The 16,029-nt window shown below is 73.8% G+C and carries 14 protein-coding genes; 6 read left to right on the plus strand and 8 right to left on the minus strand.

Annotated elements, in window-relative coordinates:
- Nucleotides 1-4: 4 nt before the first annotated feature.
- Genes nirD through ACIBST_RS35460 form a run of 5 tightly spaced genes read right to left on the minus strand, consistent with a single transcriptional unit; the run spans nucleotide 5 to nucleotide 7,463 of the window.
- Nucleotides 5-325, minus strand: coding sequence for a nitrite reductase small subunit NirD (gene nirD, locus ACIBST_RS35440; RefSeq protein WP_358284421.1), 321 nt, complete (start codon nucleotides 323-325; stop codon nucleotides 5-7).
- Complete coding sequence (gene nirB, locus ACIBST_RS35445) at nucleotides 322-2,751, minus strand: nitrite reductase large subunit NirB (RefSeq protein WP_397177952.1); 2,430 nt, start codon at nucleotides 2,749-2,751, stop codon at nucleotides 322-324. Before nirB ends, nirD begins: the two co-directional genes overlap by 4 nt.
- Nucleotides 2,748-4,142 carry an FAD-dependent oxidoreductase gene (locus tag ACIBST_RS35450; protein ID WP_397177953.1) on the minus strand — a complete coding sequence of 465 codons (1,395 nt, stop codon included), beginning with the start codon at nucleotides 4,140-4,142 and terminating at the stop codon, nucleotides 2,748-2,750. The genes nirB and ACIBST_RS35450 overlap by 4 nt, the downstream gene beginning before the upstream one ends.
- A complete protein-coding gene (locus tag ACIBST_RS35455; RefSeq protein WP_397177954.1) occupies nucleotides 4,139-6,151 on the minus strand; it encodes a molybdopterin oxidoreductase family protein in 2,013 nt (670 codons plus the stop codon). Before ACIBST_RS35455 ends, ACIBST_RS35450 begins: the two co-directional genes overlap by 4 nt.
- Before the next feature lies 1 nt (nucleotide 6,152).
- Nucleotides 6,153-7,463 carry an MFS transporter gene (locus tag ACIBST_RS35460; RefSeq protein ID WP_397177955.1) on the minus strand — a complete coding sequence of 437 codons (1,311 nt, stop codon included), beginning with the start codon at nucleotides 7,461-7,463 and terminating at the stop codon, nucleotides 6,153-6,155.
- Between the two features lie 213 nt (nucleotides 7,464-7,676).
- Here ACIBST_RS35460 and ACIBST_RS35465 point away from each other — a divergent pair, with 213 nt between their 5' ends.
- Nucleotides 7,677-7,967: a hypothetical protein gene (locus tag ACIBST_RS35465; RefSeq protein WP_352322735.1), complete on the plus strand. Its 291-nt coding sequence runs from the start codon at nucleotides 7,677-7,679 to the stop codon at nucleotides 7,965-7,967.
- 118 nt (nucleotides 7,968-8,085) lie between these two features.
- On the opposite strand, the gene ACIBST_RS35470 is transcribed toward ACIBST_RS35465, so the two are convergent.
- A complete protein-coding gene (locus ACIBST_RS35470; RefSeq protein ID WP_397177956.1) occupies nucleotides 8,086-8,553 on the minus strand; it encodes a GNAT family N-acetyltransferase in 468 nt (155 codons plus the stop codon).
- Between the two features lie 123 nt (nucleotides 8,554-8,676).
- Here ACIBST_RS35470 and ACIBST_RS35475 point away from each other — a divergent pair, with 123 nt between their 5' ends.
- The 3 genes from ACIBST_RS35475 to ACIBST_RS35485 all read left to right on the plus strand — a co-directional run bounded on the left by ACIBST_RS35475 (nucleotide 8,677) and on the right by ACIBST_RS35485 (nucleotide 12,057).
- Complete coding sequence (locus ACIBST_RS35475) at nucleotides 8,677-10,599, plus strand: hypothetical protein (protein ID WP_397177957.1); 1,923 nt, start codon at nucleotides 8,677-8,679, stop codon at nucleotides 10,597-10,599.
- 85 nt (nucleotides 10,600-10,684) lie between these two features.
- Nucleotides 10,685-11,662, plus strand: a complete 978-nt coding sequence (locus ACIBST_RS35480) for an aldo/keto reductase (RefSeq protein WP_397177958.1) — start codon at nucleotides 10,685-10,687, stop codon at nucleotides 11,660-11,662.
- An 89-nt stretch (nucleotides 11,663-11,751) separates the two neighbouring features.
- Complete coding sequence (locus ACIBST_RS35485) at nucleotides 11,752-12,057, plus strand: hypothetical protein (protein ID WP_397177959.1); 306 nt, start codon at nucleotides 11,752-11,754, stop codon at nucleotides 12,055-12,057.
- A gap of 111 nt (nucleotides 12,058-12,168) precedes the next feature.
- Here the strand turns inward: ACIBST_RS35485 and ACIBST_RS35490 are convergent, their stop codons facing one another.
- Both ACIBST_RS35490 and ACIBST_RS35495 read right to left on the minus strand, forming a co-directional pair.
- Complete coding sequence (locus ACIBST_RS35490) at nucleotides 12,169-12,378, minus strand: PLDc N-terminal domain-containing protein (protein WP_397177960.1); 210 nt, start codon at nucleotides 12,376-12,378, stop codon at nucleotides 12,169-12,171.
- A 212-nt stretch (nucleotides 12,379-12,590) separates the two neighbouring features.
- On the minus strand, nucleotides 12,591-13,286 hold the full coding sequence (locus ACIBST_RS35495; protein ID WP_397177961.1) for a GntR family transcriptional regulator: 696 nt from the start codon (nucleotides 13,284-13,286) through the stop codon (nucleotides 12,591-12,593).
- 122 nt (nucleotides 13,287-13,408) lie between these two features.
- Here ACIBST_RS35495 and ACIBST_RS35500 point away from each other — a divergent pair, with 122 nt between their 5' ends.
- Nucleotides 13,409-14,356: a hypothetical protein gene (locus ACIBST_RS35500; RefSeq protein WP_397177962.1), complete on the plus strand. Its 948-nt coding sequence runs from the start codon at nucleotides 13,409-13,411 to the stop codon at nucleotides 14,354-14,356.
- Between the two features lie 443 nt (nucleotides 14,357-14,799).
- On the plus strand, nucleotides 14,800-16,014 hold the full coding sequence (locus ACIBST_RS35505) for an ROK family protein (RefSeq protein ID WP_397177963.1): 1,215 nt from the start codon (nucleotides 14,800-14,802) through the stop codon (nucleotides 16,012-16,014).
- Nucleotides 16,015-16,029: the final 15 nt, after the last annotated feature.

The following is a 16,029-nucleotide window of genomic DNA, read 5'->3' on the forward strand; positions in this document are numbered from 1 at the left end:
TCGGCTAAACGCTGACCTCCACCCGCCCGGCCGCCACCCGCACGGCGTAGACGGGCACCTGGACGGCCTCCTCGTCCAGGCACGCCCCCGACACCAGCGAGAAGACCTGCTTGTGCAGCGGCGAGGCCACGGTGGGCTCGCCCCGCCTGGTGCCGACGATGCCGCGCGAGAGCACGTACGCGCCGCTGAACGGGTCGAGGTTGTCCAGGGCGTGCACGTGCCCCTCGTAGGTGCGGAACAGCGCCACCTGCCGGTCGCCGACCAGCGCGCAGACGCCGCGCTCCGGCGGCAGGGCCGCGTACTCGCAGACCGGGGTCCAGCTCATCGGGCCATCACCGGCCTGATCTGGCCGCGCTCGGAGGCGAACACGATCGACGGGTCGGGGACGCCGGGGGCGTTGACGAAGCTGACGAACCTGCCCAGCTTCTCCGGGTCGTCCAGGGTCGCCGCCCACTCGTCGGCGTAGGTGGCGACGTGCTGTTCCATCTGGGCGTCGAGGTCGGCGCAGATGCCGAGCGAGTCTTCCATGATCACCTTCCGGAGATGGTCGAGGCCGCCGTCCAGCGACTCCAGCCAGGCGGCGGTGCGCTGCAGCCGGTCGGCGGTGCGGACGTAGAACATCAGGAACCGGTCGACGGTCCTGATCAGGTCGCCGGTGCTCAGGTCGGTGGCCAGCAGGTCGGCGTGGCGGGGCCGGAAGCCGCCGTTGCCGCCGACGTACAGGTTCCAGCCCTGCTCGGTGGCGATGACGCCGAAGTCCTTCGACCTGGCCTCGGCGCACTCGCGGGCGCAGCCGGACACGGCCGACTTGAGCTTGTGCGGCGAGCGCAGGCCGCGGTAGCGCAGCTCCAGGGCGATGGCCAGGCCGACGGAGTCCTGGACGCCGTAGCGGCACCAGGTGGAGCCCACGCACGACTTCACCGTGCGCAGCGCCTTGCCGTAGGCGTGGCCGGACTCGAAACCGGCCTCCACCAGGCGTCGCCAGATCTCCGGGAGCTGCTCGACCCGGGCGCCGAACAGGTCGATGCGCTGCCCGCCGGTGATCTTGGTGTAGAGCCCGAAGTCGCGGGCGACCTCGCCGATCACGATGAGCTTGTCCGGCGTGATCTCGCCGCCGGGGATGCGCGGGACGACCGAGTACGTGCCGTTCTTCTGGATGTTGGCGAGGAAGGCGTCGTTGGTGTCCTGCAACGCGGCCCGCTCGCCGTCGAGCACGTGCCCGTTGTGCAGCGAGGCCAGGATCGAGGCCACGGCGGGCTTGCAGACGTCGCAGCCGCGCCCCTGCCCGTGCTCGGCGATGAGCCGGGAGAACGTCGTGATCTTCCGCACCCGGACGATGTCGAACAGCTCGGCCCGCGAGTACGCGAAGTGCTCGCACAGCGACCTGCCGACCTCGACCCCCGACTCCTCCAGGAGCTGCCGGAGCATCGGCACGCAGCTCCCGCACGTGGTGCCGGCCCGCGTGCACGCCTTGAGTCCGGGCACGTCGGTCACGCCCAGCTCGGCGACGGCGTGCCGGACGTCCCCCGCGCACACGTTGTTGCAGGAGCAGACCTGCGCGTCGCCGGGCAGGTCGAGCGGCGCCCCCGAGCCGCTGAACAGCAGGTCGGAGGGCGGCGCGGGCAACGGCTTGCCGACGAACGGCCGCAGCGCCGCGTACGGCCCGGCGTCCCCCACGCAGATGCCGCCGAGCAGCGTGCGGGCGTCGTCGCTGATGAACAGCTTCTTGTAGACCCCGGCGACCGGGTCCATGTAGGTGACGTCGAGGGCGCCGTCCATCGCGCCGAACTGGGCGACCTCGACGCCGAGCAGCTTCAGCTTCGTGGAGGTGTCCCCGCCCGCGAAGGACGACGTCCCGCCCGTGATCCGGTCGGCGGCCACCTCGGCCATCGTGTTGCACGGCCCGACCAGGCCGTGGACCGTGCCGCCGGCCAGCGCGCACTCGCCGATCGCGTAGACCGACGGGTCGGAGGTGCGCATCCCGTCGTCGACCACGACGCCGCCCCGCTCCCCCACCTCCAGCCCGCACGCCCTGGCCAGCTCGTCGCGCGGCCTGACGCCCGCCGAGAACACCACGACCTGGCCCTCGATCAGCGTGCCGGACGGCGTGCGCACCCCGGCGACCCGGCCGTCCGGCCCGGTGACGACCTCCTGGACGCCCGACCCGGCGTGCACGCCGAGCCCGAGTGCCTCGATGTGGCCCTTGAGCACCGCGCCGCCGCCCTCGTCCACCTGGCGGGGCATCAGCCAGGGGCTCATCTCGACGATGTGCGCCTTCAGGCCGAGCGCCCGCAGCGCGTCGGCCGCCTCCAGGCCGAGCAGGCCGCCGCCGACCACGATGCCTTCGGCCGCGTCCGCGGCGGCCGCCCGGATGGCGTCCAGGTCGTCGATGGTGCGGTAGACGTGGGCGTGCTCGCGTCCTGGCACCGGCGGCACGAACGGCGCCGACCCGGTGGCCAGCACGAGCACGTCGTACGGCTCGGCGGCCCCGCCCTCGACGGTCACCGTCCGCGCCGCCCGGTCGACGGCGACGGCCCGGCTGCCCAGCCGCGTCACGGTCCCGGCGGGCACCGGGTAGGTGAGGTCGGCCACGGTGGCCCCCGACAGGTACGACGTCAGCGCCACCCGGTCGTAGGCCGGGCGCGGCTCCTCCCCGATGACGGTGACCCGCCCGTCGAAGCCCCGGCTCGCCAGGGTCTCCACGAAGCGGTGCGCGGCCGGGCCGTACCCGACGACGACGATCCTCCTCATACCGGCACTCCTTCCTGATCGCACAACCAGCCGACGATGCCCTCCACGGCGTCGCGGCAGGTGCCGCAGCCGGTGGTGGCCCTGGTGGCGGCGGCCACCCCGGCCACGTCGCGGGCGCCGGCCTCCCAGCACGCCCGGATCTGTCCCTTGGTCACGCTGTTGCACCGGCAGACCTCGGCCGCGTCCGGCATCAGCACCGGGCTGTCCGCGACCGGCGCCGCCGACAGGCCCGGGAACAGCAGGCCCGCGCGGTCGCCCGGCACCGGGCCGCCGCGGTCGAAGAGCTGGGTGAGGGTGCCGACGGCGTCGCTCTCGCCCAGCAGGATCGCGCCCACCAGCCGCCCGTCGCGGATGACGAGCTTGCGGTAGGTGCCGCGGGCGCGGTGGCTGAAGCGCACCACCTCGGCGTGCTCGTCGCCGAGCTGCGTCTCGCCCATGGCGGCCAGCTCGACGCTCCTGGCCTTGAGCCTGGTGACCAGCCGGGAGCCGCGGTAGCGGGCCTTGCCGCCGGTGATCACCTCGGCGGCCACGGCGGCCTGCTCCCAGGCGGGGGCGACCAGGCCGTACACCGTGCCGTCGTGCTCGGCGCACTCGCCGACGGCGAAGATCGACGGGTCGCCGGTGCGCAGCTCGTCGTCCACGACGACGCCGCGCCGCACCTCCAGCCCCGCCGCGGCGGCGAGCCCGGTGACCGGGCGCACGCCGCAGGCCAGGACGACCAGGTCGGCCTCGACCAGCTCGCCGCCGGCCAGGCGGACGCCGTCCGGCTCGACCGCCGTCGCGCTGACGCCGGTGCGCGCCGCCACGCCGAGCCCGGCCAGGGTCTCGCCGAGCACCTCGCCCGCCTCGGCGTCGAGCTGGCGTTCCATCAGGTGCCCGGCCAGGTGCAGCAGCGTGACCGGCAGGCCGCGCCCGGCCAGGCCGCGGGCGGCCTCGATGCCGAGCAGCCCGCCGCCGACGACGGCCGCGCGGCGCGCCCGCCCGGCCGCCCGCACGATCCGCTCGCAGTCCTCCAGCGTGCGGAACGGCACGGCCCGCCCGACGCCGGGCAGCGGCGGCACGACCGCCTGGCTGCCGGTGGCCAGGACCAGCAGGTCGTACGGCTCGCGCCGCCCGTCCGCGGTCACCACGTCCTTGGTGTCGCGGTCGATGCGGGCGACCTCGGCGCCGGGCACGGCCTCGACGCCGTGCGCGTCGTACCAGGAGGGGTCCAGCAGCCGAACCTGGTCCGGACGCGAGCTCCCGGCCAGCACGTCCGACAGCAGGACCCGGTTGTACGGCGGGCCCGCCTCGGCCCCGAACACGGTGACCCGCATCCGCGGGTCGCGCGCCCGCACCTCGCTGACCAGGCGTGCGCCGGCCATCCCGTTCCCCACGACGACGAGCCTCATGAGTCCCTCTCCACCCTGACCGCGCAGACCTTGAACTCCGGCATGCCGGACACCGGGTCGAGCGCCGGGTTGGTGAGCCGGTTGGCGCCCTCCCAGTGGAAGGGCATGAACACGGTGTCGCGCCTGATGGCGTCGCTGATCCTGGCCACCGCCCTGCTCTGGCCCCGGCGGCTGCTGACCCGCACCAGGTCCCCCGCGGCGACGCCGAGCTGCGCGGCCAGGTCGGGATGCAGCTCCACGAACGGCTCCGGGGCGGCCCGCACCAGCGACGCGATCCGGCGGGTCTGGGCGCCGCTCTGGTAGTGCGACAGGACGCGGCCGGTGCTCAGGTACACCGGGTAGTCCCGGTCGGGCTCCTCGGCCGCGGGCCGGTGCTCGACCGGGACGAACCGGGCGCGGCCGTCCGGGTGGGCGAAGCGGTCCAGGAACGGCCGGGGCGTGCCGGGGTGGTCCTCCGACGGGCAGGGCCAGAAGAGGCCCGTCCCGGCGGCGATGCGCTCGTAGGTGATGCCGGAGTAGTCCGCGACGCCGCCCGCGGCGGCCCGGCGCAGCTCGTCGAAGACGGCGGCCGGCTCGGTGTCGAAGCGGTGGCCCAGCCGGGCGGCCAGCCCGGCGATGACGTCCAGGTCGCTCCGGACGCCCTCCGGCGGCGCCACGGCCCGGCGGCGGAGCAGGACGCGGCCCTCCAGGTTGGTCATCGTGCCGTTCTCCTCGGCCCACTGGGTGACCGGGAGCACCACGTCGGCCATGGCCGCGGTCTCCGAGCGCACCACGTCGGCCACGACCAGCAGGTCCAGCCCGGCGATCCGGCCGCCGACGTGCCCGGACGCGGGCGCCGACACCACCGGGTTGGACCCGAACAGCAGCAGCGCCCGCGGCCCGCGCGGGGTGCCGAGCGCGTCCAGCAGCTCGTACGCCGACCGCCCCGGCCCCGGCAGGTCCTCGGCCCGCACCCCCCACACCTGCGCGACGTGCGCGCGGGCGGCCGGGTCGTCGATCCTGCGGTAGCCGGGGAGCTGGTCGGCCTTCTGGCCGTGCTCCCTGCCGCCCTGGCCGTTGCCCTGGCCGGTCAGGCAGCCGTAGCCGGAGCCGTGCCGGCCGGGCAGGCCGAGCGCCAGGGCCAGGTTGATGAACGCGGTGACGGTGTCGGTGCCCTTGGCGTGCTGCTCGGCGCCGCGCCCGGTCAGCACGTACGCGTTCCGGGCGGCGGCCAGCGCGCGGACGGCCTGCCGCATCCGGTGCACCGGCACCCCGGTGACGCGCTCGACGCGTTCCGGCCACCAGGCGGCCAGCGAGGTGCGCACGTCGTCGAAGCCGGTGGTCCTGGCCGCCACGTAGTCCGCGTCCACGAGGCCGTCGGCGATCGCCAGGTGCAGCAGCCCGAGGGCGAGCGCCAGATCGGTGCCGGGCGTGGGCTGCAGGTGCAGCCAGGCGAGCCGGGCCGTCGGGGTGCGGCGCGGATCGACGACGATCAGCCGCGGCCCCGACAGGTGCCGGACGAACGGCGGCATGGTCTCGGCCACGTTCGCGCCGGCCAGCAGCACGACGTCGGCGTCGGCCAGGTCGGTGACCGGGAACGGCAGGCCCCGGTCCATGCCGAAGGCCCGCAGGGAGGCGGCGGCGGCCGAGGACATGCAGAAGCGGCCGTTGTAGTCGATCTGGCTGGTGCCGAGCGCGACCCTGGCGAACTTGCCGAGCTGGTAGGCCTTCTCGTTGGTCAGCCCGCCGCCGCCGAACACGGCCACGGCGTCGGGGCCGTGCTCGGCGCGGATCGCGCGCAGCCGGGCGGCGACGTGGTCGAGGGCGGTCTCCCACTCCACCGGCTCGCCGTGCAGCAGCGGCGTGGTCAGGCGTTCGCCGTTGGTGAGCAGCTCGGCCGCCGTCCATCCCTTCTGGCACAGCGCGCCGGGGGCGTTGGCCGGGACGTCGGTCCTGGGGCTGATCTCCAGTGCGGGGCCGATCTCCATGCCGCACTGGAGGGCGCAGTAGGGGCAGTGTGTCTTCGTCATGTCAGACCCGGGCGTGGGCGAGGCTGGCGACGACCGTGACGCCGACGGTGCGGGTGTAGCACCACCAGGTCAGCGCCAGGCAGGCGGCGTAGAAGGCGGCGAAGGCCGCGAACGCCGGCGCCGGGGTGCCGGCCGCGGCGAACGCCATGCCGAAGGCCCGGTTGACGAGGAACCCGCCGAGCGCGCCGACCGCCGAGATGACGCCGATCGCCGCCGCGGCCTGACGCCTGCCGTGCAGCAGCGCCTCTGGGCCCGCGCCGCGCTCGGCGACCGCCTTGGCGTGGAAGATCGCCGGGATCATCCGGTACGTCGAGCCGTTGCCGATGCCCGCGGTGAGGAACAGCAGCTGGAAGGCCAGGAAGAACAGCCAGAAGCCGCCCGCGGCGGCGGCCGCCCAGGCCAGCAGCACCCCGGCGCCCATGGCCGCGAAGTTCCACTGCGTCACGCGCGCGCCGCCCAGCCGGTCGGCCAGCCAGCCGCCCACCGGCCTGATCAGCGAGCCGAGCAGCGGCCCGGCGAAGGCGACGGCCGCGTACGGCGCGTCGGGGAACAGGCTCTTGCTCAGCAGCGGGAACGCCGTCGAGTAGCCGATGAACGAGCCGAACGTGCCGACGTACAGGACCGCCATGATCCACGTCTGCGCCCGTCCGGCCACCGCGAGCTGCTCGCGCGGCTCGGCCCTGGCGCCGGCCAGGTTGTCCATGAAGAACCACGCGCAGGCCGCGGCCACCACGATGAACGGGATCCAGAACCAGCCCGCGGCGGCCGTCCCGAGCGTGGCGATCACCAGCGGCACGACGAGCTGCACCGAGCTGACCCCGACGTTGCCGCCCGCCGCGTTCAGCCCGAGCGCCAGCCCCTGCCTGCCGCGCGGGTAGAAGTAGGTGATGTTGGCCATGCTGGAGGCGAAGTTCCCGCCGCCCACCCCGGCCAGCGCCGCGATCACCAGGAACAGCCAGTACGGCGTGCCGGGATCGTTCACCGCCACCCCGAGCAGCACGGCCGGGACCAGCAGCAGCGCCGCGCTGGCGACGGTGAAGTCGCGCCCGCCGAACCGGCCGGGCCCGAACGTGTAGGGCACCCGCAGCACGGCCCCGACCAGGTTCGGCAGCGCGACGAGCCAGAAGAGCTGGTCGGTGGAGAAGTCGTAGGCCCCCATCCGGGTGGCCACGACGCTCCACAGGGTCCAGACGGTGAACCCGAGATGCTCGGCCACGATGGAGAAGACCAGGTTGCGCCGGGCGACGTGCCTGCCGGTCCGCTGCCAGAAGGCCGGGTCGTCGGGGTGCCACTCGGTGATCCAGCGCGCCATCGATCTCTCCTCCGCTCGGCGTCGGGAGCACCACGGTAGGAAGGCCGCGTTACGCGTTCCGGCAGCCGGCGGGGGTGCGCCGGTTACGTGTGATTCACCGCGGTAACAAGGCGCGCACAAGCGTCACCGGCGAAACACGCCGGTAATGATCGGAGTTCTGGCTGGTTACGTGGTCTTTCCCGGGGTAACAGCACTCATGGCAAGGGGGGAATAATGATCAAAAAGCTGCACCAGATGGGCATCAAGTCAGGCCACATGTACGCCGCGGGGCTGGCGTCCATCGGCCTGTCCTTCGCTTCTTGGATGATCTCCAAGAACCAGGAGGGCGCGGGCCTCGACCGGGCCGACCGGTGGGGGATCTTCATCGGCGAGTGGGCGCCCACGTTCTTCGCGATGGGCGTCGCGCTGCGGATCGAGGAGACGCACAAGGACCTCGAAGAGCGCGGCACCGAGATGTTCGACAGCACGCAGGGCCAGCGGTCCCGCTCGCACGTCGGCGTCTGAGCCGGCGTCTGACCAGGAGGCCGCGCAGGTCACGCCGGGGGGCCGGCCTGCGCGGCACACCTGTTCACCGGCCGTCCCAGCGTCACCGGCGGCCTCAGCTCGACCGAGGGCCTCAGTCTCAGCGGGACAGCCGCTCCAGCGGCTCGTCGGTCAGCCGGTACTTCAGCCACTCGTCCTGCCGCTCGGCGCCGAGCTTGTCGTAGAAGGCGATGGACGGCTCGTTCCAGTCGAGCACCGACCACTCCAGGCGCTGGTAGCCGCGTTCGGCGCAGATTCTCGCCAGTTCCGCCATCAGCGCGCGGCCGTGGCCGCCGCCCCGGTGCTCGGGGCGCACGTACAGGTCCTCCATGTAGATGCCGTGCACGCCGCGCCAGGTGGAGTAGGTCAGGAACCAGATCGTGAAGCCGACGGGCTCGCCGTCCTGCTCGGCCACGTGCGCGAACACGGCGGGGCGCTCGCCGAAGAGCGACGTCCGCAGCATCTCCTCGGTCACGCGCACCTCGTGCGCGGCGTTCTCGTACGTGGCCAGCTCAAGGATCATGCGCACGATGGCGGGGACGTCTGCTGGGGTGGCGGGGCGAATCATGCGCACAGGGTAGCCAGCGCATTCGGTTGAACCGTCCACCGCCCCCGTACGTCGTTACGGCAGAACGGTATTCGGGGGACCGTCTGGAAGCTCAGCCCGGATGACCGAATGGGGACGGAAACCGTGGGCGTTTTAGAGGAGCTGGGGGTTCGCCTGCCCCCGTATCCGGACATCAGGCTCGCGCTCGTGCTCGGTGAGCGCGCTTTGTACGTGAACGGGGATCTGCAGACCGCCAGGCGCTGGTTCGACTCGGCCTACCGGCAGGCCGAATCGTGCGGCGACGTGCCCGCCCTGGCCAGGGCGGCGCTCGGCCTGGGCGGGGTGTGGGTGCAGGAGCACCGCACGTGCGCGGATTCGGAGATGGTGCGGGCGCGTCAGCGGCACGCGTTGTCGCTGATCGATCCGTACTCGTCGCTGGCGCTGCGGCTGCGGATCAGGATGACCGGGGAGGAGGACTACGCGGCGGGCGGGCACGAGGAGATCCTCCGGCTCGTCGAGCGGGCCAGGAGCGCGGGCGATCCGGCGGCGCTGGCCGAGGCGCTGAGCCTGGCCCACCACTGCCTGCTCGGCCCGGAGCACGGGCCGGTCCGGCTGGAGCTGGCCAGGGAGCTGATCGGCCAGGCGGCGGTCACCCGGCGCAGGGGCGACCTGCTGATGGGCCTGCTGTGGCGGACGGTCGACCTCTACCTGGCGGCCGACCCGCACGCCGGACGCTGCATGGAGGAGCTGCGGGGCCTGCTGGCCGAGCACGACCACCTGGCCGTCGGGTTCGTGACCGACGTGATCAGCGTGATGCTGGCCATCCGGGCGGGCCGGTTCGAGCAGGCGGAGAAGATGGCCGGCGACTGCTTCGAGCGCGGCGTCCAGGCCGGCGACATGGACGCCACCGGCTGGTACGGTGGCCAGATCGCGGCCATCCGCTGGTACCAGGGCCGCACGGCCGAGCTGCTGCCGGTGCTGGCCGACCTGGTCAGCTCGCCCACGCTCAGCCCGGTCGACAACTCCTACCTGGCCGGCCTCGCGCTGGCCGCGGCCACGTCGGGCGACCGCCGGGCGGCGGCCGGCCACCTGGCCCGGCTGCGCGGCCGGGACGTGGCCGACCTGCCGAGGTCGAGCACGTGGCTGTTCTCGATGTACTGCGTCGTCGAGACCGCCCACCTGCTCCAGGACGCCGCCACTGCCGCCGAGGCGTACGCGCTGCTGCTGCCGTTCGCCGCTCTGCCGGTGGTGGCCAGCCTGGGCGTGCTCTGCCTCGGCTCGGTGCAGCACAGCCTGGGCATGGCCGCGCTCACGACCGGCGACGTGGACCGCGCCGCCGGGCACCTGGCGGAGGCCGTCCGGGCCAGCCTGGCGCTCGGCCACTGGCCCGCCGCGACGCTGTCGCGCTGGCGGCTCGGCCAGGCGCTCGCGCTGCGCGACGGGCCGCACGACAAGGCGGCGCGGGCCGCCCAGAACGCCGCCGCGCAGGAGGCCAGGGAGCTCGGCATGGTGCTGCCCGCCGTGGTCGGCAGGGCGGGCGCGGCGCACGGGGCGTTCCGGCTGCGCAGGCACGGACGGCACTGGCAGGTCGAGCACGGCGGGCGCCTGGTGGTGGTCGAGCACAGCGTCGGCATGCAGCACCTGGCGACCCTGATCGCCAACCCGGGGCGCGAGATCCTGGCCGCCGACCTGGCCGCGGGCGCGCCCGCGCAGGACAGCGAGCCCTCCTCGGCCCAGCCGGTGCTGGACGACCTGGCCAGGGAGACCTACCGGCAGCGGCTGACCCAGTTGCAGGACGACATCGACGAGCTGGAGGCGATGAACGACCTCGAACGGGCCGCCGCGCTGCGGCTGGAGCGCGAGTGGCTGGTGGCCGAGCTGTCGGCGGCGACCGGGATCGGCGGGCGGGCGCGGCCGTTCACCGGCACGGAGGAGCGCGCGCGGATCGCGGTGGGCAAGGCGATCCGGCGGGCGATCTCCCGCGTCTCGTCGGCCGACCAGGCACTGGGGGACGAGCTGCGGGCCACCGTGCACACCGGCGTCCGGTGCAGCTTCCGGCCCCGATGACGGCCGTACGGGCGCGCCCCAGCGGCGCGCCCGTACCTTTCGTCCGGGACACTGGTCGCAGGAACCAGACGAACGGACAAACAGCATGGAACACCGCACACTCGGACGTACGGGACGCCAGGTCGGCGTCGTGGGCCTCGGCGCCTGGCAGCTCGGCGCCGACTGGGGCGAGGTGAGCGAGGACGAGGCGTTCGCCACCCTGGAGGCGGCCGTGGCGGCGGGCGTCACGTTCGTCGACACCGCGGACGTCTACGGCGACGGCCGCAGCGAGCAGATCGTCGGCCGCTTCGCCAAGGCGCATCCCGGGCTCACCGTGGCCACGAAGATGGGCCGCCGGATGGCGCAGGTGCCGGCCAACTACGTGATGGACAACTTCCGCGCCTGGAACGAGCGCTCCCGGCGCAACCTCGGCGTGGACACCCTCGACCTGGTCCAGCTCCACTGCCCGCCCACCCCGGTGTACTCCTCCGACGCGGTCTTCGACGCCCTGGACACGCTGGTCGCCGAGCAGAAGATCGCGGCGTACGGCGTCAGCGTGGAGACCTGCGAGGAGGCGCTGACCGCCATCGCCAGGCCGGGCGTGGCGACCGTGCAGATCATCCTCAACGCGTTCCGGCTCAAGCCGCTGGAGCGGGTCCTGCCCGCCGCCCGCGCGGCCGGGGTGGGCGTGATCGCCCGCGTCCCGCTGGCCAGCGGCCTGCTGTCGGGCCGCTACGACGAGCACACCGTGTTCGCCCCCGACGACCACCGCACCTACAACCGGCACGGCGAGTCGTTCGACGTCGGCGAGACCTTCTCCGGCGTGGAGTTCGGCACCGGCCTGGAGGCGGTGCGGCGGCTGGCCGGGCTGGTGCCCGAGGGGGCGTCCATGGCCCAGTTCGCGCTGCGCTGGATCCTCGACCAGCCCGGCGTCTCGGTCGTCATCCCCGGCGCGCGCAACCCCGGCCAGGCGCGGTCCAACGCGGCCGCGGCCGGCCTGGAGCCGCTGCCGGACAAGGCGCTGGAGGCCGTGCGGGCGGTCTACGACGAGCTGATCCGGCCGCAGGTTCACGACCGGTGGTGAACCGTTGACGGTACGGCTGTGCGCGCTCTAATGTTTAGGAAACTTTCCTAAGCAATTCTCGCCGCGCGCACACCTCCGAGGAGCCCCGCATGAACGCGAGAAGACGGACCGCCGGCTGCGCCGCCCTCGCCACGGCCCTGGTCCTGGCGGGCGCCCCGGCCGCCTCCGCCGCGCCCACCGGCTGCACGTACCAGCTCAACCAGGCCGAACGCTGGGCCTCCAGCTACTGCCCGAGCGGCACCGGCGAGCACCGCATCCACGTGATCCAGCGCCACTTCCTGCCCGAGGTCGGCCTGATCCCGATCGAGGGCCCGTGGGTGCCGGCCGGGCAGACCTCCTACACCGGGATCACGCCGCACACCACGGTGAGCGTCTGGGTGGACACCCGCGGATGAACACCAACGGATACGGCGGTTTCTGTGCGCACCCGACCATGAACGCCAACGGTTACGGCGGCTTCACCGCCCGCTGACATGGGGCTTCGGGCGCCCTCCGACCCGGCGGCCTCACCGCCCGCGGCCTCTCCCCCTTCGCCTGCCGTACGCGAGGTAGGCGATCGGCCCGAACGGCTGCACGAAGATGCCCAGCCACCAGACGCCCTTCCAGCCGTGGATCTCCCGCTGCGGCCGGCGCCACAGATCGACGGCGGCGGCCCCGGTGAGCACCAGTTCCGCCGAACCGAGCCCGAGCAGCACCGCCCGCCGCCGACCCGACATGTCACTCCATCGCATACCCGAACACCCCGATCGACCTCTCCATCGCATGGCTGGACACTTCGATCGGCCTCGTTGTCGCATGCCCGAACACGTCGATCGGCCTCTTTATCGCATGGCCGGGCACTTCGGTCGCTCTTTGAGGACAATCCTGTCCTTCCGTCGTCTACCCCACCAATTGCCTCCCGGCAAGCCCCTTCGCCCGGGGCGGGCCCTCACCGCCGAATCGCGATCTCGTAGGAGTAGCGGTCGCCCCGGTAGATCGACTTGGCCGCCTCGACCGCCCTCCCCCGCTGGTCGTAGGCCACCCGTTCGACCAGCAGCGCCGGCGCCAGCGGCGCCGCCTCCAGCAGCTCCGCCTCCTCCGGCTCCAGCACCGTGGCCCTGATCGACTGCTCGGCCCGCTCCAGCCTGATCCGGTACGCCCCCGCCAGCACCTCGTACAGCGACCCGCCGAGCGGCCGGTCGAGCAGTCCGGGCACGAACGCGACCGGCACATGGGCACGCTCCAGGCACATAGGCGAACCGTTGGCCGTACGCACCCGGCACAATCGCACGACCGCGTCCGCCGGGCTGATGCCGAGCGCCTGCCCCACCCGCGCCCCCGCGGGCACCTCGGCCGCCTCCAGCAGCCGCGACCCCGGCTCCAGCCCCCGCCCCCGCATGTCCTCGCTGAACGACGTCAGCTCGATCGTCTTGGCGATGCTCCGGTGCGCGACGAACGTCCCCGCCCCCTGGACGCGGTAGACCCGCCGCCCGGTCTCCAGCCGGTCGACCGCCCGCCGCACGGTCAGCCTGCTGACCCCGAACTCCTCGGCGAGATCGCGCTCGGCGGGCAGCCGTTCGCCCGGTTCCAGCTCGGTCTCGATGAGCGTGAGCAGATGGTCTGTGAGCCGGCCGATCTTCGTCACGGGTGGTCGTCCTCGGTCAGGGGGCCTCTTGACGCTCCGATCGTAATTGGGCTATACCAATCCAGCAAGTGAGGCGGGTTCCTTCCTCAATGCCGGATGATTGGGCTGTACCAATGGATGTGGTGACCGCGATCGAAGGCGGCCTGGTCGTGAGCTGCCAGGCCCCCGAGGGCCACCCCCTCCGCGACCCGCACACCATCGCGCTCCTCGCCCGCTGCGCCGAACTCGGCGGCGCGGCCGGCCTGCGCGTCAACGGCCCCGAGGACGTCCGCGCGGTCAAGGCCGCCACGGCCCTCCCCGTGATCGGCCTGGCCAAGGTCCCCCGCCCCCACGCCCGCCCCCTGATCACCCCCACCTTCGCCCTGTGCGAAGCCCTGGTACGAGCCGGCGCCGACATGGTGGCCCTGGAGGTGACGGCGGAGGCCGAACCGGCGGCGGGCGACCTGCCGTCCCTGGTCGAACGGGTATGGAGGGAACTGGGCGTGCCCGTCATGGCCGACGTCTCGACAGCGGAGGAGGGACTGCTCGCCTGGAACCGAGGCGCAGCCCTGATCTCCACCACCCTCGCCGGCTACACCCCCTACACCACCCCCACCCCTACCGACCCCGCCATCACTCTGCGGCCCTTCACCCCCGCCACCGATTTCGCCGTCGCCTCGACGCCCGCCACCGCTGACCCCACCGTCCATCCCGGGACCAGCTCCGCCAAACCCACCGCCCATCCCGGGACTGGGTCCGCCAAAACCACCGCCCATCCCGGGACCGGGTCCGCCAAAACCACCGCCCATCCCGGGACCGGGTGCACCGGGTGCGCCGAGTCCGCCGCCCGTCCCTCGACCGGGTCCGGCCGCCCTGGGCCGGGGCTTCCCCATGAGCCCGACCTCGCCCTGGTCGGGGAGCTCGCCGCCCTCGGGGTCCGTACGGTCGCCGAGGGGCGGCTCCGCACCGACGCCCACGTGGCGGAGGCGTTCGCTCGGGGCGCCTGGTCGGTCGTGATCGGCGCCGCCATCACCGACCCCCTCGCCCTCACCCGCCACCTCGCCGCGGCCACCCCGAGGGCAAGCCGGTGACCCCCACCTCACCCCGCGCCCACCCCCACCGCACCGGCGACCTCATGCCCACCTCAGAACCCCACCCGGCCGCCGCTCACACGGCCTCACCAAGCAGCACCGCACAAGTCCCCCCAGCCCCACACCCGCACCCACACCCGCACCCGCACCCGAACCGCACCGCGCCACCCGTCCCAGACATGCCCTCGCACCCGAACCGCACCGCGCCACCCTCCACAGACGGCACCCCAGCCGCACACCACCACCCAAACTGCACCCCGCCACCCCTCCCGGACATGCCCTCGCACCCGAACCGCACCGCGCCACTCTCCGCACACGGCACCCCAGCCGCGCACCCCCGCCCGAACCGCACCGCGAGCCACCTCCCAGACAGCGTCCCGCCGGAACACACCCACCTGAACAGCGGCCCTGCCGTGCGGCGCCCCGTCACCAGCACCCCCACCGTGCGACGCCGAACGAACGCCGTCCCCGCCGTGCTCGGTATCGACATCGGCGGCACCAAGACCGCCGCCGCTCTGATCCCGGCATCGGCCGCCCGCGAGACGACGGAGATCCACCTTCCCGCCCGCGTCCCCACACCCGCCGGAGGCGGCGCCGCGGCGGTGCTGGCCGCCGCGCTGGAGCTGGCCGAAGACCGCCTCGCCCAGGCACGGGCCGCCGGCATGGACGTCATCGCCTGCGGAGTCGGCAGCGCCGGGACGGTCGACGACAACGGCGTGGTCACGCACGCCACCGACGCCCTGCCCGGCTGGCGGGGCACCGATCTGGCCTCCGCCTTCACCGAACGGCTCGGCCTGCCCGTCACCGTGCTCAACGACGTCCACGCCTGGGCGCTCGGCGAGGCCCGCCACGGAGCGGCCCGGGGCCGCCGCCTGGCCCTGGTCCTCACGATCGGCACCGGCGTCGGCGGCGCCCTCGTACGCGACGGCGAACTCCTGCGCGGACGCAACGGCATGGCGGGCTCCCTCGGCCACACCCCGGCCGTCCTGCCCCCGAACACCGACGCCGACCGCCCGTGCCCCTGCGGTGCCACGGGCCACCTGGAGGCGTACGCGTCAGGCCCCGCGATCCTGTCGGCCTACCACGCCCGCGGCGGCACCGCCCCCGACCTCGGATCCCTCGCCACACCCCTGCACAACACCGAGCCCCCGACCCTCGAACCCCAACCCACAGCCCCGCACAACACCGAGCCCCGGGCCCTCGAACCGCAGCCCGCAGCCCTGCACCACCCCAAGTCCTCGACCCTCGAACCCCAGCCCACAGCCCTGCACAATGCCGAGCCCCCGGCCCTCGTATCCCTGCGCGGCACCGAGCCCCCCGCCCTACGGGCCCCGACCGGAAGCACCGATCCGCGAAACCCCTTCGGGACCGCCGGTCGGCGGGATGGGACGGAGAACGCCGACCTCCTGGCGCGAGAGGTGATCCATGAGGCCGCCGTCATCCTCGGCCGATCGATCGCCTCCGCCGCCACCCTCCTGGACCCGGACGTGATCGTCCTGGGCGGCGGCGTCACCGGCCTCGGCGAGCTCCTGACCGTCCCCCTGATCGAGACGATCCGCCGGTACGCGCCCCGCGGCCTCGGCTCCGTCCCCGTCCGGCTCTCGGCCCTGGGGTCACACGGAGCCGTGCTGGGCGCGGCCTCGGCTGCCATGGCCTGACTCCGGAGCAGGCAC

This window comes from Nonomuraea sp. NPDC049684 (assembly GCF_044465345.1).
In the GTDB taxonomy this organism is placed as follows: Bacteria; Actinomycetota; Actinomycetes; order Streptosporangiales; family Streptosporangiaceae; genus Nonomuraea.